23 protein-coding genes, 1 other RNA gene, 1 pseudogene and 1 riboswitch are annotated in these 24,217 nt (G+C 41.0%); of the genes and pseudogenes, 21 read left to right on the top strand and 4 right to left on the bottom strand.

Annotated features, from left to right (window positions below; genetic code table 11):
* Positions 1-57: 57 nt before the first annotated feature.
* The 12 genes from MKY83_RS10475 (at position 58) to pbuX (ending at position 13,016) form a co-directional block, all read left to right on the top strand.
* Positions 58-2,304, top strand: a complete 2,247-nt coding sequence (locus tag MKY83_RS10475) for a DEAD/DEAH box helicase (protein WP_106067083.1) — start codon at positions 58-60, stop codon at positions 2,302-2,304.
* A gap of 23 nt (positions 2,305-2,327) precedes the next feature.
* Entirely contained in the window at positions 2,328-3,575 is a 1,248-nt protein-coding gene (locus MKY83_RS10470; protein WP_342487354.1) for a ribonuclease H-like domain-containing protein, read from the top strand.
* Positions 3,576-3,890: 315 nt separating this feature from the next.
* Complete coding sequence (cotD, locus tag MKY83_RS10465) at positions 3,891-4,130, top strand: spore coat protein CotD (protein ID WP_034661015.1); 240 nt, start codon at positions 3,891-3,893, stop codon at positions 4,128-4,130.
* 49 nt (positions 4,131-4,179) lie between these two features.
* Positions 4,180-4,722, top strand: a complete 543-nt coding sequence (locus MKY83_RS10460; RefSeq protein WP_221450818.1) for a DUF1273 domain-containing protein — start codon at positions 4,180-4,182, stop codon at positions 4,720-4,722.
* 75 nt (positions 4,723-4,797) lie between these two features.
* The gene (gpsB, locus tag MKY83_RS10455; RefSeq protein WP_044141143.1) at positions 4,798-5,103 is read left to right on the top strand and encodes a cell division regulator GpsB; all 306 of its coding nucleotides are present in this window, start codon (positions 4,798-4,800) and stop codon (positions 5,101-5,103) included.
* Between the two features lie 61 nt (positions 5,104-5,164).
* Positions 5,165-5,548, top strand: an RNA gene (rnpB, locus tag MKY83_RS10450) — RNase P RNA component class B.
* Positions 5,549-5,658: 110 nt separating this feature from the next.
* A complete protein-coding gene (locus MKY83_RS10445; protein WP_065098229.1) occupies positions 5,659-6,813 on the top strand; it encodes a class I SAM-dependent RNA methyltransferase in 1,155 nt (384 codons plus the stop codon).
* Between the two features lie 105 nt (positions 6,814-6,918).
* A complete protein-coding gene (locus MKY83_RS10440; protein ID WP_003215966.1) occupies positions 6,919-7,116 on the top strand; it encodes a hypothetical protein in 198 nt (65 codons plus the stop codon).
* Positions 7,117-7,190: 74 nt separating this feature from the next.
* Positions 7,191-9,128 carry an ATP-dependent DNA helicase gene (locus MKY83_RS10435; protein WP_342487353.1) on the top strand — a complete coding sequence of 646 codons (1,938 nt, stop codon included), beginning with the start codon at positions 7,191-7,193 and terminating at the stop codon, positions 9,126-9,128.
* A gap of 128 nt (positions 9,129-9,256) precedes the next feature.
* Complete coding sequence (locus MKY83_RS10430) at positions 9,257-10,762, top strand: carboxypeptidase M32 (RefSeq protein ID WP_003216050.1); 1,506 nt, start codon at positions 9,257-9,259, stop codon at positions 10,760-10,762.
* A gap of 136 nt (positions 10,763-10,898) precedes the next feature.
* Positions 10,899-10,998, top strand: a riboswitch (purine riboswitch).
* A 117-nt stretch (positions 10,999-11,115) separates the two neighbouring features.
* Positions 11,116-11,700, top strand: coding sequence for a xanthine phosphoribosyltransferase (gene xpt, locus MKY83_RS10425; RefSeq protein WP_342487352.1), 585 nt, complete (start codon positions 11,116-11,118; stop codon positions 11,698-11,700).
* A complete protein-coding gene (gene pbuX, locus MKY83_RS10420) occupies positions 11,697-13,016 on the top strand; it encodes a xanthine permease PbuX (RefSeq protein ID WP_278175295.1) in 1,320 nt (439 codons plus the stop codon). The genes xpt and pbuX overlap by 4 nt, the downstream gene beginning before the upstream one ends.
* Positions 13,017-13,078: 62 nt before the next feature.
* Here pbuX and MKY83_RS10415 read toward each other — a convergent pair whose 3' ends face one another.
* Positions 13,079-13,933: a polysaccharide deacetylase family protein gene (locus MKY83_RS10415; RefSeq protein WP_342487351.1), complete on the bottom strand. Its 855-nt coding sequence runs from the start codon at positions 13,931-13,933 to the stop codon at positions 13,079-13,081.
* A gap of 307 nt (positions 13,934-14,240) precedes the next feature.
* Here MKY83_RS10415 and MKY83_RS10410 point away from each other — a divergent pair.
* The 7 genes and pseudogenes from MKY83_RS10410 to MKY83_RS10380 form a co-directional block, all read left to right on the top strand.
* A pseudogene (locus tag MKY83_RS10410) lies at positions 14,241-14,567 on the top strand (IS5/IS1182 family transposase); the annotation flags it as partial.
* Between the two features lie 314 nt (positions 14,568-14,881).
* Entirely contained in the window at positions 14,882-15,982 is a 1,101-nt protein-coding gene (locus MKY83_RS10405) for a 3-oxoacyl-[acyl-carrier-protein] synthase III C-terminal domain-containing protein (protein WP_265208208.1), read from the top strand.
* A complete protein-coding gene (locus tag MKY83_RS10400; RefSeq protein WP_321160722.1) occupies positions 15,979-16,488 on the top strand; it encodes an isoprenylcysteine carboxyl methyltransferase family protein in 510 nt (169 codons plus the stop codon). The genes MKY83_RS10405 and MKY83_RS10400 overlap by 4 nt, the downstream gene beginning before the upstream one ends.
* A 64-nt stretch (positions 16,489-16,552) precedes the next feature.
* Complete coding sequence (gene fbpC, locus MKY83_RS10395) at positions 16,553-16,660, top strand: Fur-regulated basic protein FbpC (protein WP_306172627.1); 108 nt, start codon at positions 16,553-16,555, stop codon at positions 16,658-16,660.
* A 133-nt stretch (positions 16,661-16,793) separates the two neighbouring features.
* Positions 16,794-20,393 carry a dynamin family protein gene (locus MKY83_RS10390; protein ID WP_342487350.1) on the top strand — a complete coding sequence of 1,200 codons (3,600 nt, stop codon included), beginning with the start codon at positions 16,794-16,796 and terminating at the stop codon, positions 20,391-20,393.
* Between the two features lie 41 nt (positions 20,394-20,434).
* Positions 20,435-20,698 (top strand): YpbS family protein, encoded by a 264-nt coding sequence (locus tag MKY83_RS10385; protein WP_342487349.1) that lies wholly within the window; start codon positions 20,435-20,437, stop codon positions 20,696-20,698.
* 275 nt (positions 20,699-20,973) lie between these two features.
* Positions 20,974-21,861: a 5'-3' exonuclease gene (locus tag MKY83_RS10380; RefSeq protein WP_106065474.1), complete on the top strand. Its 888-nt coding sequence runs from the start codon at positions 20,974-20,976 to the stop codon at positions 21,859-21,861.
* Between the two features lie 138 nt (positions 21,862-21,999).
* On the opposite strand, the gene MKY83_RS10375 is transcribed toward MKY83_RS10380, so the two are convergent.
* Genes MKY83_RS10375 through MKY83_RS10365 form a run of 3 tightly spaced genes read right to left on the bottom strand, consistent with a single transcriptional unit; the run spans position 22,000 to position 23,256 of the window.
* A complete protein-coding gene (locus tag MKY83_RS10375) occupies positions 22,000-22,125 on the bottom strand; it encodes a hypothetical protein (RefSeq protein WP_003215584.1) in 126 nt (41 codons plus the stop codon).
* Positions 22,126-22,169: 44 nt separating this feature from the next.
* A complete protein-coding gene (locus MKY83_RS10370; protein ID WP_342487348.1) occupies positions 22,170-22,565 on the bottom strand; it encodes a reverse transcriptase-like protein in 396 nt (131 codons plus the stop codon).
* A gap of 1 nt (position 22,566) precedes the next feature.
* On the bottom strand, positions 22,567-23,256 hold the full coding sequence (locus tag MKY83_RS10365; protein WP_342487347.1) for a queuosine precursor transporter: 690 nt from the start codon (positions 23,254-23,256) through the stop codon (positions 22,567-22,569).
* Between the two features lie 94 nt (positions 23,257-23,350).
* Here MKY83_RS10365 and MKY83_RS10360 point away from each other — a divergent pair, with 94 nt between their 5' ends.
* Positions 23,351-24,022 (top strand): ribonuclease H family protein, encoded by a 672-nt coding sequence (locus tag MKY83_RS10360; RefSeq protein ID WP_268485322.1) that lies wholly within the window; start codon positions 23,351-23,353, stop codon positions 24,020-24,022.
* A 1-nt stretch (position 24,023) separates the two neighbouring features.
* Positions 24,024-24,206, top strand: a complete 183-nt coding sequence (locus tag MKY83_RS10355; RefSeq protein ID WP_003215998.1) for a zinc-finger domain-containing protein — start codon at positions 24,024-24,026, stop codon at positions 24,204-24,206.
* Positions 24,207-24,217: the final 11 nt, after the last annotated feature.

Genomic DNA, 24,217 nt, shown 5'->3' with positions numbered 1-24,217 from the left:
TGTCGTCTAGTCATGCAAACAAATATTCGGTACACTATGTAAGAGAGGTGATGCGATATGAAAAAGAAAACAATGAACGAACTCATAGAAGAATTAAAAAAAGACGAACAGGTAGAACATTGGCATGAAATTGAAGCGAAGCCTGCACAGACCTCTCCGGTTCCTGAAAGAGTGAACGAAAAGCTGAAAAAGGCGCTTGAGAAACGAGGCGTGAGCGAACTCTACATTCATCAAAAGGAAGCCTTTGAACGTGTGATGGACGCAGAGCATGTGGTAACTGTCACACCAACAGCTTCAGGTAAAACACTTTGCTACAACCTGCCAGTCCTTCAGTCGATCGTAGAAGATCAGACAAGCCGCTCCCTTTATTTATTCCCAACAAAAGCGCTCGCACAAGACCAAAAGAGTGAACTTAACGAGATCATCCACGAGATGGATGTTCCGATTCATAGTGAAACATATGACGGAGATACCTCTCCCGCCATTCGGCAGCGAGTCAGACAAGCAGGACATATTGTCATCACAAACCCAGATATGCTACATTCAGCCATTTTGCCTCATCATACGAAATGGGTCAGCTTGTTTGAGAATTTGAAGTATATTGTCATTGATGAGCTTCATACATATCGAGGCGTATTTGGCAGTCATGTGGCCAATGTCATTCGCAGGTTAAAACGAATTTGTGCATTTTATGGAAGTGATCCGATTTTCATTTGTACGTCCGCAACGATTGCGAATCCAAAAGAGCTTGCGCAGCAGCTAACGGGAAGCAAGATGCATTTGATTGAGCGAAACGGGGCACCAAGCGGTAAAAAGAATTTTGTGTTTTACAATCCACCAGTTGTGAATAAACCACTAAATATTAGACAAAGTGCCGCCACTGTCGTTAATCAACTGGCTAAAACTTTTTTAAAGGAAAAAATCCAAACGATTGTTTTTGCTAGAAGCAGAGTAAGAGTTGAAGTGATTTTAAGTCATATTCAAGAGCTAGTGAAAAAAGAGATCGGCCCAAAATCAATTCGTGGATATCGCGGAGGCTATTTACCAAAAGAGCGGCGTGTGATTGAAAAAGGATTGAGAGAAGGAGACATTCTAGGTGTCGTCAGTACGAACGCACTAGAATTAGGTGTGGATATAGGTCAGCTAAAGGTCTGTATCATGACCGGGTATCCTGGCAGTGTAGCGAGTACATGGCAGCAGGCTGGCCGTGCTGGAAGGCGTCATGAGGAAGCACTTATTATTATGGTGGCAAGCTCCGCACCTCTTGATCAATATATTGTCAGACACCCTGAATATTTCTTTAATAGACCACCTGAAGCTGCCAGAATTAACCCTGAAAATCTCATTATCTTAGTGGATCATTTAAAATGTGCATCCTACGAGCTTCCGTTTCGGGAGGATGAACAGTTTGGCGGTATGGACGTAGAAGAGATTTTGCAATACTTACATGAGGAAGGCGTTCTCCATTTTAGCGGGAATCGGTATTATTGGTCAGATCAATCGTTCCCGGCGCATGGCATCAGCCTTCGATCTGCAAGCCAGGAAAATGTCGTGATTGTGGATCAATCAGATGTGGCAAATGTTCGGATTATTGGAGAGATGGATCGATTCAGTGCGATGACGCTGCTTCATGATGAAGCCATTTATTTACACGAAGGGGTTCAGTATCAAGTGGAAAAGCTAGATTACGAGCATCTGAAGGCTTATGTGAAACAAGTAGATGTAGAATACTATACAGATGCGAATTTAGCCGTCCAACTTAAGGTGCTTGAAATCGATCAGACGACAGAGAAGAAAGCTGTATCTGTTCACTACGGTGATGTGACCGTCAACGCAATGCCGACGATTTTTAAAAAAATCCGACTAAGTACCGGTGAAAATATCGGGTCTGGACCGATTCACTTACCGGAAGAAGAAATTCATACGAGTGCGGCTTGGTTTGAATTACACGAAGCAGAGCGGAGATTTGAAGAGAAGACACTTGAACAGCTGCTGCTAGGCATCGCAAATGTTCTTCAGCACATTGTACCTGCTTTTGTGATGTGTGACCGTTCTGATATTCATGTGGTTTCACAAATTAAAGCGGCACATACCGGAAAACCGACGGTCTTCTTATATGACCATTATCCTGGCGGCATCGGCTTAAGTAAGGAAGTACAAGCTCGTTTCGATGAAATAGCAGGCGCAGCCATTCAGCTCATTGAGCGGTGCCGCTGTGAAAATGGCTGTCCATCCTGCATTGGCATGGAAATGAAAGAAGTCAACGGAAAAAGCAGCATCGTTGAATTGATGTCCGTATTTTAAGGAAAGGAGGGGGACACCTGCTCATGTCTTTAAAAGGAAAATTAAACAGAATGAAAAAGCATCTATCACACAATCAGACACATGAAAACCGGCAGAAAACATCGGAAGGAAAACCTCAGCCTGTAACTTCAGAAAATATCCCATTTTTAAAAGAATGGGAAGCATTAGGTGTGTCTCCTTATCATTTTGAGGATTCCTTTTGTCTGATTCGGGAAGTCACCTATTCATTAGATGATCAGCATGGACGCTATTCGTTTGCGGAACTGCCGAAGATCATCGAGGCATGGAACGAAAGCGGCATCCAGCATTCGCTATCGGCTAAAGGGTACGAGCCGCACGAGCTGTTTTTCTTTGATACTGAAACAACAGGATTATCTGGCGGTACAGGAAATATGATTTTCTTGCTTGGACACGCACGTGTCTTTTCAGGCAAAGTGGTGGTGAAACAACACCTGCTCACCAATCCAGGAAATGAAGCGGCTCTTTACAAAAGCTTTCTGGATGAAGTAAATGCAGAATCGTTAGTTACATATAATGGTAAATCGTTCGATTGGCCGCAAGTGAAAACGAGACATACACTTTTACGAGATCAAATCCCTGCACTTCCTGAATTCGGCCATTTTGATCTACTGCACGGATCAAGACGATTGTGGAAGCATAAATATGAACGAATGGCGCTATCCGTTGTGGAAAAAGAAGAGCTGCACGTGCAGCGTGAAAACGACACGCCGGGGTTTTTGGCACCGATGATTTATTTTCATTTTTTAAAGGAACAAAACCCAAAGCTGATTGAAGGAATCTTGACTCATAATGAACTAGATGTCTTATCGTTAATCAGCCTCTACATCCATCTATCCAAAAAAATACTATCTGAGGATGCGGTAAAGGAATACAATGAGAAGTATGCGCTCGCTAGGTGGCATCTTGCTCATCGTGATGTACAGGAAGCAACGAAGCATTTGCAAGAATTAACGGATGCTGATTTTGAGCATGCGAATCAGGCGTCTTATGATCTTTCCTTGCAATATAAACGACAAAACGAGTGGGATGAAGCGGTTCAAATATGGGGGGGATTATTTGAATCAAGCGATCTCCATTTAGCATTAAAAGCGGGTATAGAGCTTGCGAAGTATAAAGAACATCGTGAAAAAGATGCAAGCTCTGCTCTATCCATCACTGAATCTTTGTTATCATTCTCATCGTTAAGTCAGCGAGACATAGAAGAACTTGAAAAGCGAAAAAAACGACTTTTGAGAAAAGCTGGGCAATAAACATTATTGCCCGGGAAAGCGCAAAACATGACAACGTTCGGCTCTCGGCCGAAAATAAAAATTGTTTAGCACTTTTATTGTAGAAAAGTCATGAATCCTGTAAAATAACGTTAGATATTGAATGAGGAGCGTAGAGCATGTATAAGGGTCTTTTCTACTTGTTTTTTCTTGTTGTCATTTTGGTCGCATTTGTGTTTTCAAACTATAAGGATGTTTTCCTTGCAAACTTTTAAAATAGGTTAATGCATTAGTACATGTACACCTCTTAATTCATACATTGTTAATGTAAGAAAATTAAGGAGAGGGGAATGCTACATGTACCATCATCATCATCATTGCCAACCAAATGTTACACAGCCAATTGTTCATCCGACGAATCATTGCTGTACACACAGTGATTCAACAACAATTGTGCCGCATATCCATCCGCAACATGTGACAAATGTTCACCATCAAAATTTCAAACATGTTCACTACTTCCCGCATACGTTTTCTCAGGTGGACCCAGCAACACATCAACACTTTAACTGCGGTGGACCTTGCTGTAACAGATAAAGTGGAATGGGACTTTTATAAGTCCCTTTTTTTAAAAGCAGGTGGAAAAATGAAAATTATTGCTGTCACAGGGTACAAGCCATTTGAGCTTGGGATATTCAAACAAGACGAGCCTGCACTTCAATACATAAAAGCGGAGCTTCAAAAAAGGCTGACAGCCCTGATTGAAGAAGGCCTGGAATGGGTTCTCATATCAGGCCAGCTTGGGGCAGAAATCTGGACAGCTGAAGTGGTATTTGAGCTTCAAGAGGAGTATCCAGCGTTAAAACTTGCCGTCATTACGCCATTTTATGAACAGGAAGAGCGCTGGAATGAACAAAACAAAGAGTTGTATGAAGGAATTCTTGCACAGGCCGATTTTGTAGAAAGTGTCACGCATAGACCGTATGAAAGTCCGGCACAATTTAAACAAAAGAACCGTTTTTTTATTGAAAAAACAGATGGACTCCTCGTCCTTTATGATCCGGAGCATGATGGCTCACCAAAGTACATGATCAAAGAAGCGGAAAACTATACCGATTACCCCATTATGTACATCACAATGGATGATTTGAGAGCGCAAGTTGAGGCGGAAGATCCGTTTTTTGACTAAAAGCAAGAGAAAATTTGACAACGTCACGTATTTCTGAAAAAATATACTATGAATTCACGATATGAGGTGAAAAAGATGCTTGCTGATAAAGTAAAGCTTTCTGCAAAAGAAATTTTAGAAAAAGAATTTAAAACAGGTGTCAGAGGATACAAACAAGAAGAAGTCGATAAATTTTTAGATATGGTCATTAAAGACTATGAGACCTTCAACCAAGAAATCGAAAAGCTTCAACAAGAAAACCTCCATTTGTCTAAACAGCTTGAAGAAGCCGTTGAGCAAGGGAAAAGACAGCCTGCACAGTCTAATACAACAAACTCTGATATTTTAAAAAGACTATCTAACCTTGAGAAACACGTTTTCGGCAGCAAACTTTATGATTGAGCATTGCTGAAAAAAGCTTGTGCCTGATGTCATTGTCGTTTATAATAACGCTTGTTGATTAACGTTCGGGTAATCGCTGCAATGCTTTTAGACATTGCAGAGGAAAGTCCATGCTCGCACGGTGCTGAGATGCCCGTAGTGTTCGTGCCTGGCGAAAAAATAAGCCAGGGCAGCCTGGGAAAGGCTGACGGCAGGAAAAATGCCTACGTCCTTTTAGGATATGGCAAAGTATCCTTGAAAGTGCCACAGTGACGAAGTCTCACTAGAAATGGTGAGAGTGGAACGCGGTAAACCCCTCGAGCGAGAAACCCAAACTTGGTAGGGGAACTTTCTCAAAGGAACCAAACGGAGAGAAGGACAGAGAATTCTGTAGATAGATGATTACCACCTGAGTACGAGGCATTTGCCGTTTGCAGTACAATGGAACAAAACATGGCTTACAGAACGTTATATCCGTTATGATAAACATGATGAAAACAAAGCTCTCCTATTTCAACATATGGAGAGCTTTTATCTTGGAATACATAAAAGGACGAGAAAACAGGTGATAAATTAATGAAAACCTATACACTTATCGCAACGGCTCCAATGGGAATTGAAGCGATTGTTGCAAAAGAAGTAAGAGACCTTGGCTATGACTGCACAGTAGACAACGGAAAAGTGATTTTCGAAGGAGACGCTCTTGCGATTTGCCGTGCGAACCTTTGGCTGCGTACAGCAGACCGCATAAAGGTACAAGTTGCTGAATTTTCGGCAAAAACATTCGATGAGCTGTTTGAACGCACAAAGGCGATTGACTGGGCCGCTTTTTTACCGAAAAACAGCACGTTCCCAGTCATCGGTAAATCTGTGAAATCACAGCTTGCCAGTGTGCCGGATTGCCAGCGTATCGTCAAAAAGGCGATCGCGCAAAAGCTCATATCCACTTACAACATACAGTCTGAATGGCTTGAAGAAACAGGACCTGAGTATAAAATTGAGGTTGCTCTTTTAAAAGATAAAGCTGTGCTCACGCTTGATACATCTGGTGTAGGTCTTCATAAACGGGGGTACCGCATGGATCAAGGCGGAGCACCTATTAAAGAAACCCTTGCGGCTGCACTCGTGCTATTAACGAACTGGACACCTGACCGTCCGTTTGTTGATCCTTTCTGCGGATCAGGAACAATCGCTATTGAAGCGGCCATGATTGGACAAAACATTGCCCCAGGATTTAACCGGGAATTTGCGTCCGAGTCATGGGAATGGATTGGTGAAGATGTATGGAACAAAGCGCGTCACGAAGTGGAAGAAAAAGCGAACTATGATCAGCCGCTCCACATTATTGCAAGTGATATCGACCACCGGATGATAGACATTGCAAAAATGAATGCAGAAGAAGCGGGACTAAGTGAATTGATTGAGTTTAAACAAATGCAAGTGAAAGACTTTCAAACAAAAGAAGATTACGGTGTGATTGTCGGAAATCCGCCTTATGGAGAACGACTCAGTGATAAACCAGCTGTTGAAAAAATGTATCAAGGAATGGGCGAAGCATTTAAAAGCCTAGACACATGGTCCATTTACATCTTAACGTCACATGAAAAGTTCGAAGAGTGCTTTGGTAGAAAAGCAACGAAAAAGAGAAAACTGTTTAATGGTTTTATTAAAACAGACTATTACCAATATTGGGGAAAACGCCCGCCTAGAAAACAGACAACTGAATTATAAAAAATGTCACACCTACAGAAGGTGTGGCTTTTTTTATCCCAGAAAGGTATAAACCTTCACGGGACGGAATAAACTGAACTTGATTTTAAAAAAAGAGGTGTCTCCATGATACAATATGATCAATTTCAGTTAATCCAAAAAGCACTCGCTTCGACTGCTCAAGAAATTGAAGGGCAAGAAGGTGGACAATCTGCTCAGCTTACAGCAGCCATCGAAGATTTAGCGCTTGCTCAGGCTTACATAGAGCGTTCTGAGCATGCATTTTTAATGAAAGAAACCTATCAACATCGTTTGCGTTCGTAAAAAAGATTGTCATTCCCCAGCATAAATGTTACTATAGAATGTCTGAATGATTCAAAAGTTGGGGGTTGAAGCAGGTGACAGCATCTCGTTTGCCTTTTTCATTATCAAAAGAACATAATTTTTACGAAGAACTGGGCAACTGGATTGGTGATGTGTTCTATGACATTTTGCCAGAAAAGGGCTTTGATCTTCGAGATGAACAAATATTCATGGCTTTTCAACTAGAAAGAGCCTTTAAAGAAAAAAGTGTGATGTTTGCCGAAGCTGGGGTAGGCACAGGCAAAACCATCGTTTACCTATTATTTGCGGTCACATATGCAAGGTATACAGGGAAACCTGCGATTATTGCATGTGCAGACGAAACGTTAATTGAACAGCTAGTGAAACAAGAGGGTGATATCTATAAAATTGCCAATCACCTTGATATTCAAATAGATGCGAGATTAAGTAAATCACATGATCAATATTTATGCTTAAAGAAATTAGAGAAAACCATGCAGCGTGAAGATGATGAGAAGTGGCTCGATATTTATGAATCGCTTCCTTCGTTTGTTCATGAATCACATGGGATGCAGAACTTTTATCCGTACGGTGATCGAAAAGAGTACCCAGAGCTATCCAATGATGAATGGTCACGCATTGGATATGACTCGTTTCAGGACTGCTTGACGTGCGATATGCGTCATCGCTGTGGTCTGAATTTATCAAGAGATCATTACCGGAAAGCAGCAGACCTTATCATCTGTTCTCATGATTTTTATATGGAGCATGTGTGGACGAAGGAATCCCGCAAACGCGAGGGCCAGCTTCCGCTGCTTCCAGAACATAGCTCCGTTGTATTTGATGAAGGCCACCTTCTTGAATTTGCCGCACAAAAAGCTCTGACATACCGAGTGAAGCAATCAATGCTCGAAACCTTTTTAGAGCGCCTGCTTCAAAACGATATACGCGAAGAGTTTGCCGAGCTCGTTGAAGATGCACTTGCCACAAACGATGAGTTCTTTTATCTCTTAAAAACACATGCCAAAGAAATCAAGGGCTCGCATCGACTTGAAATTGGACGTGTGGATGAGGTGAAGCGTTCTGCAAGTGAATTGTGTGATTTACTTGAAAAAATCGGAGAAGCACTCGTATTTGAATCAGAGATGTATACAATTGATCAATACGAATTGTCTGTTGTGGAAGAGTACATTGAACAAATGGCGTATTCTCTGTCGCTTTATCAAAAAAATGCGATTAGCTGGCTTGAAAAGCAGGAATTAGATACGACATTTGTTGTGATGCCAAAGACTGTCGCAGAGGTGCTTGGTGAAAAGGTATTCTCGCAAAAAAGACCATACATTTTCTCTTCTGCTACATTGTCTGAAAATCAATCCTTTGATTATTTAGCTGAAAGTCTTGGGATTAAAGATTACTTATCAATGAGTGTCGCTTCGCCGTATGATTACGATGAACAAATGAAGATTTATTTCCACGGGATTCAGCAGCTTCAAGAGCAAGAAACAAAAGGACAGCAAGTGATCACTCAGCTGAAAGATAATGGAGGACGGTCTCTCATTTTGTTCCCTTCATTTGATGAACTTCATTTCTTTAGAAAGCAGCTTGAGGCATCGAATGAATCACTGCCTTTCCATGTGTACTTTGAGGGAGACGAGGAAATCAGCACGATTGTTCAAAAGTTCCAAGCAGATGAGACATCTGTGTTATGCTCTGTTCACCTTTGGGAAGGGCTGGATATTCCAGGACGATCATTAACAAATGTGATCATCTGGGGACTTCCTTACCCGCCTCATGATCCTGTATTTGAGGCGAAACGGAATGAAGCAAAGGATGCTCGTGCTGAAGTCGACCTTCCGTATATGCTGCTGCGCTTACGACAAGGTATTGGAAGACTGATTCGGACAAGCCAAGATGCAGGAACCATTCATATTTACTTTGACCGCAAGGAAGATACAGAGCTTCAAAGTAAAATTGAATCCGTTCTGCCAGTAAAGCCAATCATCACAACTTAAATAACACCCGAACGAGAAAAAGAGGAGGATACCATCTGTGTATCCTCCCTTTTTCATTGACAAAAGAACATTTCTTGAAGTAGCCTTGAAACGTACATACATATTTTATCGATTGGGGGAACAAACATATGAGTCTTGAAGCAAAAGAGAAAGCGTTTTATCAATTACTAGGAAAAATCGCCCACTATACGGAGGCGCTCCATTTACTTTATTGGGACTCTAGAACACAGGCGCCTAAAAAAAGCGCCGATTTCAGAGCTGAAACGATCGGTCAATTATCAAGTGATATTTTTAATATGAAGACTTCTGATGAAATGAGAGATCTTCTTCACGCATTAAATAAACACCGAGATGAGCTGTCAAAAGATACACAAAAGGCGCTCGAATTATCACAAAAAGAGTATGATGAAAACAGCAAAATTCCGAAAGAAGAATTTAAAGAATACTCCATTTTACAATCAAAAGCAGAGCATGTCTGGGTAGAAGCAAGGGAGAAATCAGACTTTTCACTCTTTGCACCATACTTAAAACAGCTCATTGATTTTAACAAGCGTTTTATTCAATATTGGGGCGTGAAACAAACGCCATATGACGTGCTGCTCAATAACTATGAACCAGATATGACGGTTGAACAGCTCGATCAAAAGTTTGGTGCACTTCGTGATGCCATTGTTCCTCTCGTGAAAAAAATCGAAGCCTCTCCTCATAAACCGGATACTTCATTTTTATCGAAAAGCTTTCCGATCGACAAACAAAAGGAACTGAGTCTTTTCTTCTTAAAAGAATTAGGGTATGACTTTGACGCAGGACGTCTGGATACAACAGTTCATCCGTTTGCTGTGACATTGAGCAGAGGGGACGTTCGTGTGACGACCCGTTATGATGAGCATGATTTTCGGATGGCGATCTTTGGCACGATTCATGAGTGTGGTCATGCCATCTATGAGCAAAACATTGATGAGGCGCTGAGTGGAACGTTATTATGTGATGGCACATCAATGGGGATCCATGAATCACAGTCTCTTTTCTTTGAGAACTTTATTGGCAGACATGAAGACTTCTGGAAAACGTATTATCAAAAGCTTCAAGAAGCGTCTCCTGAGCAGTTTAAAGATGTCTCTTTAGAAGACTTTGTGCATGCAGTGAATGAATCGAAGCCGACTTACATTCGAATTGAAGCAGATGAGCTCACATACCCGCTTCACATTATCATCCGCTATGAAATTGAAAAAGCGATATTTAATGAAGAGGTGGCGGTCGAAGACCTGCCTGCACTGTGGAATGAAAAATATAAGGCATATCTTGGCATTACGCCTCCTAATGATGCACTCGGCATCTTGCAGGATGTTCACTGGTCTGATGGTAGCTTTGGATATTTCCCTTCATATGCCCTTGGTTATATGTATGCGGCGCAACTAAAGCACCAAATGATCAAAGATTTACCGAATTTTGATGAGCTAATTCAAAATGGGTCTTTTGCACCGATAAAAGAATGGCTCACAACACATGTTCACCAACACGGAAAACGCAAAAAGCCATCTGAAATCATTCAAGATGCGACTGGTGAGGAATTAAATGTACAATATTTAATCGATTATTTAACTGATAAATATACGAAACTGTATTTATCTTAAATAAAAGGCACCCTTTGCTTAGAAGGGTGCTTTTTTGATGCTTGAATATTCTAAAAACGAACGTTTTGATCTGATCTATTATTTAAGTTCGGTATTTTTCTAGAAAAGTGCTTTCCAAGCGTCTGAAATCTTGTTATAATTTGAACACTATAACACTCATATAATCGCGTGATGATGGCACGCAAGTTTCTACCGGACACCGATACCGTCCGACTATGAGTGAGCAAATGAAACAGCTCTTGTTTGAGCTGAAGATCCGTGGATCGTTTTCGCATTGCTTGCTCCTCATGGACAGCAATGCTTTTTTTATGCGAAAAATGAAAATATTTGCCAATATGCTGGGAGGAAGAATGATGGAATTGTTACGTCAAAAAATTGAGAACGAAGGAATCGTTCTGTCAAATCAAGTGTTAAAGGTTGATGCCTTTTTAAATCATCAAATTGATCCTGTCTTAATGCATGAGATCGGGCAAGAGTTTGCTAGATTATTCAAGCATGATGGCATTACAAAAATTATCACAATCGAATCTTCGGGCATTGCACCTGCTGTGATGGCTGGACTAGCTCTTCAAGTACCCGTTGTTTTTGCTCGAAAACGTCAATCACTAACACTAACAGAAAACCTATTAACAGCGAGTGTGTACTCTTTTACAAAAAAAGTAGAAAGCACGATCGCTGTCTCAAATACGCATCTTGGTGAAAAAGATTGTGTATTAATCATTGATGACTTTTTGGCGAACGGTGAAGCCGCTAAAGGACTTGCGGCAATCGCAAAGCAGGCGAAGGCAAAAGTAGCCGGATTTGGCATTGTCATTGAAAAGTCATTCCAGCCGGGAAGAGATGCACTTGTTCAAATGGGCTACCGCGTCGAATCCCTTGCACGGATTGAATCACTTGAGAAAGGGAAAGTCACGTTTGTACGAGAGGTACAATCATGAGTGCTACTAAAAAAGTCAAAACGCTCTCGCTAGGGATTCAGCATGTGCTGGCGATGTATGCAGGGGCCGTTCTTGTGCCGCTCATTGTGGGAGATGCACTCGGCCTCACACCTGCACAACTGACTTACTTAATCTCAGCAGATATTTTCATGTGCGGGGCTGCCACGCTCCTTCAAGTTTGGAAAAACCGTTTCTTTGGTATCGGTTTGCCTGTTGTATTAGGCTGTACATTTACTGCGGTTTCTCCTATGATTGCGATTGGCTCTAAATACGGGATTTCGTCTATCTATGGAAGTATTATCGCTTCGGGGTGTATCATCATTCTGCTTTCCTTTTTCTTTGGGAAGCTTGTGAAATTTTTCCCGCCTGTCGTGACAGGATCTGTCGTCACTATTATTGGCATTACCCTTATTCCAGTAGCGATGAACAATATGGCAGGAGGAGAAGGAAGTGCTGATTATGGTTCTTTTGAAAATCTAGGTCTCGCCTTCCTTGTGCTGTTTATCATTGTGCTGCTCTATCGATTCACAAAAGGCTTTATGAAGGCGATCGCTATTTTAATTGGTATTCTCCTTGGGACAGCCGTCGCTGCATTTATGGGGAAAGTGGAAACAGCTGAGGTGGCGAACGCACAAGTTTTCCGCATGATTGAACCATTTTATTTTGGCATGCCTACCTTTGAATTTGCTCCCATTATGACGATGACGTTAGTAGCAATTGTGTCACTAGTTGAATCAACAGGTGTTTATTTCGCACTAGGTGATTTAACAAATCGCTCATTAAAAGAGAAGGACTTAGCGAAAGGCTATCGGGCAGAAGGGATTGCTGTGTTATTAGGTGGTATCTTTAATGCTTTTCCTTACACAGCCTACTCGCAAAACGTTGGGTTGATCCAGTTGACAGGGGTCAAGAAAAATCAAGTCATCGTTGTGACAGGCGCATTGCTCATGCTATTTGGACTTTTTCCTAAAATTGCTGCATTTACGACGATTATTCCAAAGTCAGTTCTTGGCGGCGCAATGGTTGCCATGTTTGGGATGGTCATTGCCTACGGTATTAAAATGCTCTCGCGTGTGGATTTTGCCAAACAGGAAAACCTACTGATTGTTGCATGCTCAGTTGGGATCGGCTTAGGTGTCACCGTGGTGCCGCAAATGTTTGAGCATCTGCCAGAATCAATCAAATTATTAACAAGTAATGGCATCGTGGTCGGCAGCTTTACCGCTATTTTGCTTCATATTATTTATCACATGATTCCTTTTAAAAAAGAAACCGGGCAGGACCTGATGGAAGAGCCTAAGAAATCTGTTGTGTAAACACTTCTCTTGGAGCTGAAAGCCCGCATCTTTTGGATACGGGCTTGTTGTGATTAGCGCTATTAATGTTGTACCGGCTGCATTGTTTCGTTAATGACTGCAAATGTATAGCCCCTTGCTTTTAGCTGTGTAATCAGGCTATCTAAATAGTTTGTGGTAGAGGGTTGATCATGCATTAAAATAACTTTTGGTTCCCATGGTTTATTTTTCTCAAACATTTGCAGTTGATTCAATACCTCTGGAACATATTGTGAGTTTTTATATCTCCAGTCAAGGCTATCAATCGTCCAATCCCAGTAAATAAAGCCATTTTGGTTTAAACGTACTTTTTGATGATATGTTAAATTTGGAACACTGCCATAGGGTGTTCTCACAAGACGGGTGTAAACGCCTGTAACAGAAGCAAGAATGCGCTGAGCTTCTCTCATTTCATTTGCGGGAGACTCACTGTTCTGATAAAAGCGGTTTATATCATGCGTCATGCCATGAAGCCCTAATTGATGTCCTTCTTGATAAAGTCTTTTCACAGCTGCTTGGTGTGCTTGGATTTGCGGTCCAAGCATGAAGAATGTCGCCTTCACGTGATGTGCTTTTAATACATTTAACAGCTGATTTGATGTAGCAGAAGGACCATCATCAAATGTTAAAAAGACCGTTTTATTCGTTGTCTGTTGGTTTGGATTGGTCTTAAAATGTGTATCCAATGTTCTTGTAGAATGATCTTTTGCTTTCAGACTGATGCTTGTGTCTCGGAAGTCACTGCTGGCAACAATTTTTGCTTGCCCATGTGTCGCCTGCAAATGGGGTTTAGACATATCCCAGATAAAAAAGAGAAACAGTGTAAGAAGCACTAAACCAATTATCTTCGAGAGAAGTATCGTGTTGTAGGGTGTCTGTTTTTTGGACACCTTTTTCATTACAATCACTCCAGTCAATTAAATTTTGTGCCGAATCATGTAGTAGATTCTATCTTTTTTCACTGTTTTTCATGGTGTTCATATTGATTAAGTATACAGGAAAAAAACGCCTTTTTATATATAATAATCAAATAAATTAGCATTTTATGGTTATTGATTTGTATTGATCAGAAAAAAAGGTGATCCATTCATGTTTAAATGAAATAATTCCGAAACGTTGATATTTATACGCTAAGATAGCATCAGATTTAACCATTAATGCGAAGCGAAGGGAGATTCCGTATGAAAGTGTTGTATAATGACGATTTCATTGAAAAAAAAGATGCTCATGTGGATATTGGAGATAGAGGCTATCAATCGCGAAAAACATGGAGAAAAGCTCTTACCCTTACAAAATAAAGAAGAAACAAAAGAGATCAAAGTCAGTACAACTAAATCAGAGATTGGCTACTATGTAAAAGGTGAACGTGAAAAGTCATTTGCTTATTCCTTTCATACAGCTTGTGATTCAAAAGGATTTATTTTTGGATCACTGGTCACAGGTGGAAATGTTCATGATACTCGTATGTTAGATTCACTCGTAAAACAGGTGACAGAGAAAATCGGAAAACTAAATGTAGACACGGTAGATGCTGAATGTCCAGCGTACCCCTTTATAATTATGTGAAAACCCCACTTTTACTTGAAGTAAAGGTGGGGTTTGTCTACGGTCTGCACTTCTCTTTTAGAGGTGTTTTTTTGCATAAAAAAAGCAGGTTCGCTTGGCTTGGAACGAACCTGTGAAGGAGGAAAACTACATCATGTTTTCACCTATATTATCCAATATTTATCAATTGTCGTCAAGACAAAAAGTTAGACGGAGGAAAATGTTTTGACTGAATTGTGACGATTTGGCATGTATATCCTTTTTTCGATAGGGGATATTAACCGAAAAAAGAGGTGAAGCCGATGGCGTATATTCTTTCAGTTGGAACGAGTCACCCGAAGCATCACGTGGATCAGAAAACCGCTGCCGAATTTGCAAGGTCTCAATTTAAACGATCGTTTAAAGATATTGACCGCCTGCTGAGAGCTTTTCAAAATGGAGAAATTGAGAGCAGACAATTTGTTCAGCCCATTGAATGGTATCAGACGCACCACTCTTTTGAAGAGAAAAACAATATCTATTTGGAAAAGGCATTGACTCATGCAAAGGAAGCGATCATACATTGTCTTCAAGAGCAGGCGTTTCTAAAAAAACCAGTCCCGGTTGAAGAGATTGATGCATTGTTTTTTATTTCAAGTACCGGCTTATCAACCCCAAGCCTTGATGCAAAGCTCATGAACGTCCTTCCTTTTTCTCCTTATACGAAACGAGTACCGATCTGGGGCTTAGGGTGTGGGGGCGGTGCGGCAGGGCTGTCTCGGGCTTATGAATACATAAGGGCATTTCCAGAAGCAAAGGTACTTGTCGTTGCCTGTGAGCTGTGCAGTTTAACTTTTCAGCCGCAAGATCAATCAAAAAGCAATTTAATTGGCACCTCCTTGTTTGGAGATGGGACGGCAGCGGTTCTTTTAGCTGGAGAAAAAGCTGCTCTTGAATATGCCCATTTAAAAACGGTCCCTAAAGTATTAAGCACGCAATCCGTCACGATGAAAGATTCTGAGGATGTGATGGGCTGGGACTTTACAAGTGACGGCTTTCGGGTTATTTTCTCCCGCGACATTCCGTCTATGATTTCCGGCTGGTTAAAAGAGCAGGTGGATCAATTTTTAGAGGAGCATGGATATTCAACTAAAGACTTGTCCGTTTTTCTAGCCCATCCAGGAGGAAAAAAAGTGATTGATGCCTATGTTGAGAGTCTATCTTTACGAGAGGATCAGCTGTTTTCTTCAAAAGAAGTACTCAAACAACACGGAAATATGTCCTCTGCCACAGTTTTGTATGTCATCAAGCATTTCCTAAAACATCAATCAGCTGAAGCGGGGGAGATGGGCCTTTGCGGTGCGCTTGGTCCGGGCTTTTCCTCAGAGCTGCTGCTTATGAAGTGGGAGGAGGTCTTGTCATGATCATTTGGCTTGTCATCGGTTTCTTCGTTTGTCAAAGGCTCATTGAAATGCTTGTGGCCAAAAGAAATGAAAAGAAAGTAAAAGCAATAGGTGCCATAGAATTTGGTGCTGGTCATTATCCCTATATGGTCGCTATGCATATGGCTTTTTTTCTCTCACTTATAGTTGAGATAAGGCTTTTACATAAAGGGCCATCCCAGTATTTTCTTGTACTGCTCCTTTTCCTGATGGCTACACAGGTCATTCGGTACTGGGCATTGTGCTCCCTTGGGACGTACTGGAATACGAAAATTTTAGTCGTGCCAAACGCAATGATTGTAAAAAAAGGTCCGTATCGCTGGTTGAAACACCCTAACTATGTAGTCGTGGCGATTGAGCTTTTGCTGATCCCGCTATTGTTTGAAGCGTATGTGACTGCCATTTTGTTTACATGTTTAAATGCATGGATGATGACTGTAAGAATTCAAACAGAGGAGAAAGCATTAAATCAGTATTTGCTAAATTAATATTGAAAATCATTATCAATTGTGCTACACTTTCATTAATGATAAGCATTCTCAATCATGAAGGATGGACGGTGATCACATGACAATGATATTCTTACTCGGTACGGTGTGTGTATATAGCCTATTAATTGGCTTCGTATTAAAAGGTGTGTCCAAAAAATCTGCTTCCTGATTTCAGTCAATTGCGACTGATCGGGCAGCAGATTTTTTTTATTTCCTCAGATGAGAAGAAAATTCTCTTTATTTTGTGTAAAATGGTATCACATACATAACTGACTTTTCTAAAAACAAAGGGGTTTATCGTCATGAAAGACTTGTCTATTCGAGATTCGCTCGTTCAAACTACAGGCGCTTTATATCAAAGCTTTCTCAAAAGGGATGATCATGAGCGCGCTGCCAAACTTGCATCGATTATCAAAAAGGAAGCAGCAGAAGAAGTATATATCGCATTTACCGGTCACTATTCTGCTGGAAAGTCATCACTTGTGAATCATCTGCTTCATGATCACATTTTGCCAACGAGCCCAATCCCTACAAGTGCAAACTTGGTCGTCGTGAGGAAAGGCGAAAGTGAAGTGCAGCTTCACACCTCTGATGGCCGTTTTGCAAAAATGAACGGCTCTTATGATAAAGAAGCAGTACAGCGTTTCTGTAAGGATGGAGAACAGATTGAGATGGTGGAAATTAGCGGTGACTATAGAGGTCTTGAAGAAAAGGTGGCACTGATTGATACGCCAGGAATTGATTCAACGGATCATGCCCACTTTATGTCTGCTGCGTCTATTCTTCATCAAGCAGATGCTCTTTTTTATGTCGTTCACTACAACCATGTTCATTCTGAAGAAAACATTCGTTTCATTCGCTCCATTAAAGAAAAAGTGCCAAATCTTTATTTCATCGTGAATCAAGTGGACCGGCATGATGAGCATGAGACAGCATTTGAAGACTACAAAAATCAAGTGGTTGACATGCTCCTTAAAGAAGGCATTGAAGAAGATCATCTATACTTTACATCTGTAACCGATGAGACGCATCCAAGAAATGAAATGATTCGTTTAATCAAAAAACTGCAAGAATTACAGACGTTGCCGAAAGCATCACTTCGGGCTTATACGGAGCAGAAAATTGAGCATGTCTTAAAAGAACACATTGACTCGTTAAAAGAAGACCTGCAAGGTGAGGAGCTTGGGTCACAGCTCCAAGAAAAAAGAAAAGAAGTAAATGAATTGGAAGCGAAAAATCACTTCATTGAAAATGGAGCCAAACAGTTAGAAAAAGAAGTATCTACTGAAGTCGAGAGCATTTTGAAAAATGCCAACCTAACTCCATTTAAAATGAGAGAACTCGCAAGCGACTATATTGAATCAAAAGCATCTGGCTTTAAAGTGGGACTGCTTTTTGCTAAAAATAAAACTGAGCAGGAAAAAGAAAAACGCGCAACTGACTTCTTAACAGATGTCAAAGCGAGAATGAAGGCAGAAGTGGACTGGCATATTGCTGAGCTACTAAAAAAAGAAGTCAAGAAACATCAACTTGGTGAAGAGTTATTAAATCAAGTGATGGCGTTTGAAACACCTGTACAAGAATCACTTCTTAAAAGTGTGATTCATCATGGAGCAACGTTCTCCAATGAATACGTACTGCAATATGCAAAAGATGCTGGCGAAGCCTTGAGAAGACAGGCTAAGCAGCAAGCGATGCCACTGATTGAACAAATGGTGGAGTCGCTGAAAGCCAAGCTTATGGAAGATAAAGCAGAGCAGCAAGTCAAATGGGTTCAGTCTGCAAAAGAGCTCCAAACGCTCGAGCAATGCATCGAAAAAAATGAACAAATGAAGCGAGATATTCAGCATGTATGGGATATTTGGCAAAATGGAACGGATGAACAGATCGAAGAAGATTGGTTTTATGCGAAAAAGAGACAAATGCAGCATGACCAGCTAAAGCAGGATCAAGCGACCATTCATCCTGAAGAGAGCGACCAAGAAAAACCGAACAAGCAGATTGATCAACCTCAAATGCGTCAGTCACAGCATGTCACGACGGCACAGTCGATTGCCCAGTTTGAGCAGCTTTCTCAGATTTTATTGCCATTAGATGCGCTCCAATCTCAAAGAAAGTCCTTTGAAAAACGAACAAAACGGCTGCAAGCGAAAGAATTCACACTCGCTTTATTTGGGGCTTTTAGTTCGGGGAAATCTTCCTTTGCAAATGCCCTCGTCTGGAGAAAGGTGCTGCCATCCTCTCCCACACCAACAACGGCAACCATTAACAAGCTGACGCGGCCGACGGAAGATCACCCGCATGAAAGTGTCAAAGTGGTATTCAAAACAGAACAGGATATATTTGAGGAGCTCAATCAGATCCTAGGATTTCCGATCTCAGAAGAAAAAGGGGAGACGTTTACATCCAAGCTCAAACGAACGCTCAAAAAAAGACAGCTTGAACAAGATCACCGCGTCATTGTTGAACATTTTTTACAAGCACATACCCGTTTCGTTGATCAGATTACGAAGCAAACGCCGCTTCATGTCACCCTTCAAGAACTGAGGCCATATGTGGCGGAAGAAGCTGTTTCTTGTGTGGTGAAGGAAGTGACGGTTTATTTGAGTACACCTCTAACAGATAAAGGGCTGACTATTGTTGATACGCCAGGCGCTAGCAGTATGAATAAGCGTCATACAGAGATCGCTTTTCAATATATGAAGGACGCAGATGCGCTTCTTTATTTAACTTACTACCAGCACTCTTTTTCGAAGGCAGATCGGTCATTTTTACGTAAGCTTGGGCTTGTAAAAGATTCATTTAGCATGGATAAAATGTTCTTTATTATCAATGCAGCTGATCTCGCAAAGGATCAAGCAGAGCTTGACACCGTCTTTGACTATGTAAAAAATGAGCTCACAAAAGAAGGCATAAGAAACCCAAACCTTCATCATGTGTCCAGTAAGGAAGAGATCGAAGGAAAGGGAGAGACAGCTTATAATCAATACGCAAAGCTTAGAAAGCAGCTCGACTATTTTATAGAGGAAGAATTAACGAAAGATGCGATCGAGCTGTTGTATTTTGAAGCACGTACGTTATGTAGAACAGTCGACAAACTGCATGCGACGCTGCATCAGTCAGAAGATGAGAAGCAAGAGGAAAAGAAAAAGATAAACGCATCCTATGAAGCAATTCTTGATCAAATGAGTCATATTAAACAATCTAAGCTAGTGACAGAAAGCGTGAAAAAGGACTTACATGAACAGCTCTATCATATTGTGCAGCGCCTATCACTATTTGCGAATGATCTGTTAAAGACAGCCTTTTATCCTGGAATATCTCAAGGGAATTTCGGACAGCAATTGAAAAAAGCACTTGAGAAGGCACTAAAGGATTATGAATTTGAATTTGTACAGGAGTTAAAGGCACTTGATATCCGGATGGAATCGTTTATTCATCAATACTTCCAAGAGGAGTGGGAAAAAGGATTGCAGGCGGCATGTGCAGAAGACCCTTACTTTTCTTTCTCACTGTCGCCGCCAGAAGAGAAAAATGCTGAGCTGAAACAAATTGAAGTCGAAGCTGAACTGACGCCATTCGAACCGCTCTTAAAGAAACAAAAATCAGCGAAAGCTTTCTTTGAACAGAATGGAAAGGCTGCGTTTATTGAAGCGATTCGAGACATTCTTCATCAGTTAACCACGAAATGGGCTGATAAAGAAAAAGAAGAATTACTGAGCAGGTACGACATGATGGTGAAGACGTCTACGGAAAGATATGAAACAGAAGCGCTCGAGCAGCTAAGTGAACAAAAACAAACATTTATCACGAGCCTAACGACAGATGCCAAAGAGCAGGCGGTTATTGAACAAGTTTATGAACAAACAACCGAATGGAAGAACCAGTTGAAAACCATTTGATTCATGGTAGACTAAATAAAAAAGAAAGCAGTTGATAGAAAATGACGAGCGTACACGAAGAGATTTCAGCACACTCACAAAAACAGCATGCTCATATTCAGTCCTTTCTTGAGCTTGAACAGAAAAGAGAACAAGCAATAGAGTCGGCTGTCGTCAAATGTGAGCAAAACGAGCCATTTACAACAGACGAGATCAACGCCATTACGTCGAAGATGAATGAGCTTGCACGAGGCGGTATTGTTCCGCTACGTAAGCTTGTGACGAATGATATGGTCAGGGAGTATGTCGAGCGGAAACAGAAGTAAAGAGTAAATCTCTCTTTTTTGGTCATCTTAATGAATGTACCGAGAAAGGGGAATGATCATGAAAAAAAAGCAACAGACAAAGCAGCAGGATGAGCGTGACCCTAAACAAAAAGACATGCCGTCCTATGCAGAAGCAGAGTCGAAAAAAATGCAATACGGTCAAAAGTAAATGGGCTGCCTCTTCTTTTCTAAAAGAAGAAGGCGCCTTTTTTATGTCTAGTTTTGCGTTCTGTGATAGAATAGGAGTATTGTTTTGAAAAAGGGAGTTTATAAGAATGAATAAACACGTACTGCTTGTAGATGGAATGGCGCTTTTGTTCAGATCGTTTTATGCAACGGCTGTCCATCGCAATTTTATGATAAATGACCACGGTGTGCCGACAAATGGAGTCAATGGCTATTTGAAGCACTTATTAACAGCTGTACAGACATTTGAGCCAACTCATATTGTGTGCTGCTGGGATATGGGAAGCCAAACCTATCGAAACGAATTGTTTCAAGATTATAAAGCGAATCGAGGAGAGGCGCCTGTCGAGCTCATTCCGCAATTCGATTTAGCAAAAGAGGCTACAGAAGAACTAGGAATTGTGAACATTGGTTTAAAGGGCTTTGAAGCAGACGATTGTATTGGTACACTTGCTGCGCTTTACGAAAAAGAAGCACGCGTGACTGTCCTAACTGGTGACAAAGATTTGCTGCAAATTTTGAATGAACAAGTGACTGTTGCCTTGATGCAAAAAGGAATTGGCAATTATAAGCATTATACAAAAGCCTTATTTGAAGAGGAAATGGGAATCTCGCCAAAGGCACTCATCGATATGAAAGCACTTATGGGAGATGCAAGTGATAATTATCCAGGTGTCAAAGGAATCGGAGAAAAAACTGCTTTAAAATTTATTCAAACATATGAAACGATTGACGGTTTGTTAGAAAATGTCCATGAACTAACGGCTGCACAGCAAAAAAAAATGCAAGCAGGATTAGAAGATTTGAAGCTTTCTCGTCTATTGGCAGAGATTAAATGTGATGTCCCGCTCAGCTGTCCAATGGATGAGACGAAAATGAACATCAATCAAGAACGTGCTGCTGCTATGCTGAGGCACCATCAAATCAAAGGAATCGAACCGATGATGAATCGTTTAAGTACAATAGAGATTAGCTAAAGCCGATCTCTTTAGCGTGTAGACAAACCCTCGCATTCGGTGTCAGGTCTGCGTTTCGGTGCTCACGAATGTTCAATTCGCTCCGCTCCGGTACTCGGCCTTCCTAGACTGCAAAGGTTTTCTATCACGCTGACAGGTTCATCTTTTTGTATTGCTTTTCTTCGCTCTATTTTCCAGCTGAGATAGTGGCTGTTTATCTTTTGTTTGCGCATCACCTTGTGGGGTTGTCCCATTTGTGACACGACCTTTATTTTCTTTATCCAATCAGTATCACCTCACACACATTAGCATAACCGAAAAAAAGCGATTCATCCTTTAGATAGGTGAATCGCTTTTCTAGCGAGCTGATCTGCTACTTGATTTTCCTTACTCGGAATCCATTTAATAAAAAATAAATCAAACTGGCTTTGAAGCTCGATCATCTCTTTGATAAAGTGCTGAAAGGCTGGATTTTTAGCAAATCCTGCATTCGCTGCCCGGTCAACTACTTGTGAATCTGTTCGAAATGAAACGGTACGCAATCCTTTTTCTACGCATATTTTCATCCCCTCGATCAGAGCAGAAAATTCTGCTTCGTGATTGCTCATGGGTTCAAGATGAATGGAAAAGGATTCAGCCTTTCCATCATATTTGATGAAAATGCCGATGCCAGAGGGACCTGGATTCCCTGCACTGGCACCGTCAATGTATATTTCTGCAGGCACATCATTTCACCCTTTCATCAAGCGGAACCATTTTTTTCGCTGCATACGCGTAAGGTGTTGCAATTGCAGCGACGATAAATTTAATGACATATGTCGTGATGAAGATTTCTATCCATACATGAAATGGATACGTGCCAAGAAAGGCAATGGTCGTGAAAATCAATGTATCAAGAAGCTGGCTAATCATCGTACTTCCGGCATTGCGCACCCAGAGCGCGCCATCGGAAGGAAATATCCGGCGAATAAACGAATATACATAAACATCTAGCATTTGACTGATGATATAAGCAGCGAGACTGCCAAGTGCAACCCTTGGCATAAAGCCAAATATGGTTTCCAGCGATGATTGTGAGATATCAGATAGAGCGGGATGGAAAAGCAATGCTTCCTGCATGACAACAGTTAGTGTTAAAAGGGTGGCAAAACCAATCCAGACAGCTTTTCTCGCTTCATTTTGTCCATATTTTTCATTCAATACGTCCGTTGCAAAGAACACACTGCCATATAAAATATTTCCAAGTGTTGCCGTTAAGCCGAATAATTCAACGGTTTTGACAACTTGTAAATTTGCGGCAACCGTCGCAAAGCCAATCCAGACAAAAAGACCCATCTTGCCAAATCCTTTATAAAATAGAAGAACAATGATAAAATTAATGATCGCAAATAAGATCCAAATACCTTCATTAAACAAGTGACATGAACTTCCTTTCTCATTGTAAAATGTAACTTTTTGATTATAGCATAACGTATGTTTACCTTAAAAGCACGGGAAGGCGATGTGATCGATGAAATTAAGAGCACACTACACAATGAAAGTGAAATCAATTGGGTCCGTTGCTTTTTACCAAGAAGATTGGTTGGAGCTAAAAGAGACCTTGAGGTTAGCAAAACATATCGACAAAAAAGAACCCCAGTCACTTCTGTCATTTGAAGATGAAAAAGGGGCTATGTGGTCTATAAAAGAGCTTGAAAAGCTAAATGAAGAATTAAAGCTTGAACCGGATCAGCTTCAAGTCTATTTTGATGCAAGTTTTCACAAAGAAACAGGTGACTCTGGTCTTGGGATTGTCATCTACTATAAGCTAGGAAAAGACGCTTATCGATTGAGAAAAAATCAGTCTTTCCAAGGGAGTACCAATAATGAAGCAGAGTATGCGGCTTTATTTGAGGCAGTGAAAGCTTTAAAACACCTGGGGGCAAGCAGAAATTCTGTCACGATTAGAGGAGATTCACTTGTTGTCATGAATCAGTTAAAAGGAGAGTGGCCTTGTTATGATGATGTACATAACAAATGGCTTGATCGAATTGAAGCGGCTTTAAAAGAGCTGAAGCTGACGCCAACCTATGAAGCCATCGATCGGAAACAAAATGCAGAAGCGGATCAGCTTGCAAGACAGATTCTTGCAGACGTCCCAATCGAAAGTACATTGAAATTAGAAGCAGACGGAGCTGAATAATGTGGATAAAAAAACAGCAGTACAAGAATTGACCGATCTTCAAGACACGTATTGTTCAGATTGTTTGATTAAGAAGCATTTTCGAAAAGAATTTGGCAAAAAATACGCCCATTCCTTTTGTATACAGCAATGCACCGTTGGAGAGAAGATAAAAGAATATGGTCAGACTCTGCTCAAAAAATAAACGGACGCACC

The organism is Bacillus sp. FSL M8-0266 (assembly GCF_038613425.1).
In the GTDB taxonomy this organism is placed as follows: domain Bacteria; phylum Bacillota; class Bacilli; order Bacillales; family Bacillaceae; genus Bacillus; species Bacillus pumilus.
This window is presented reverse-complemented; position numbering and strand designations above follow the sequence as displayed.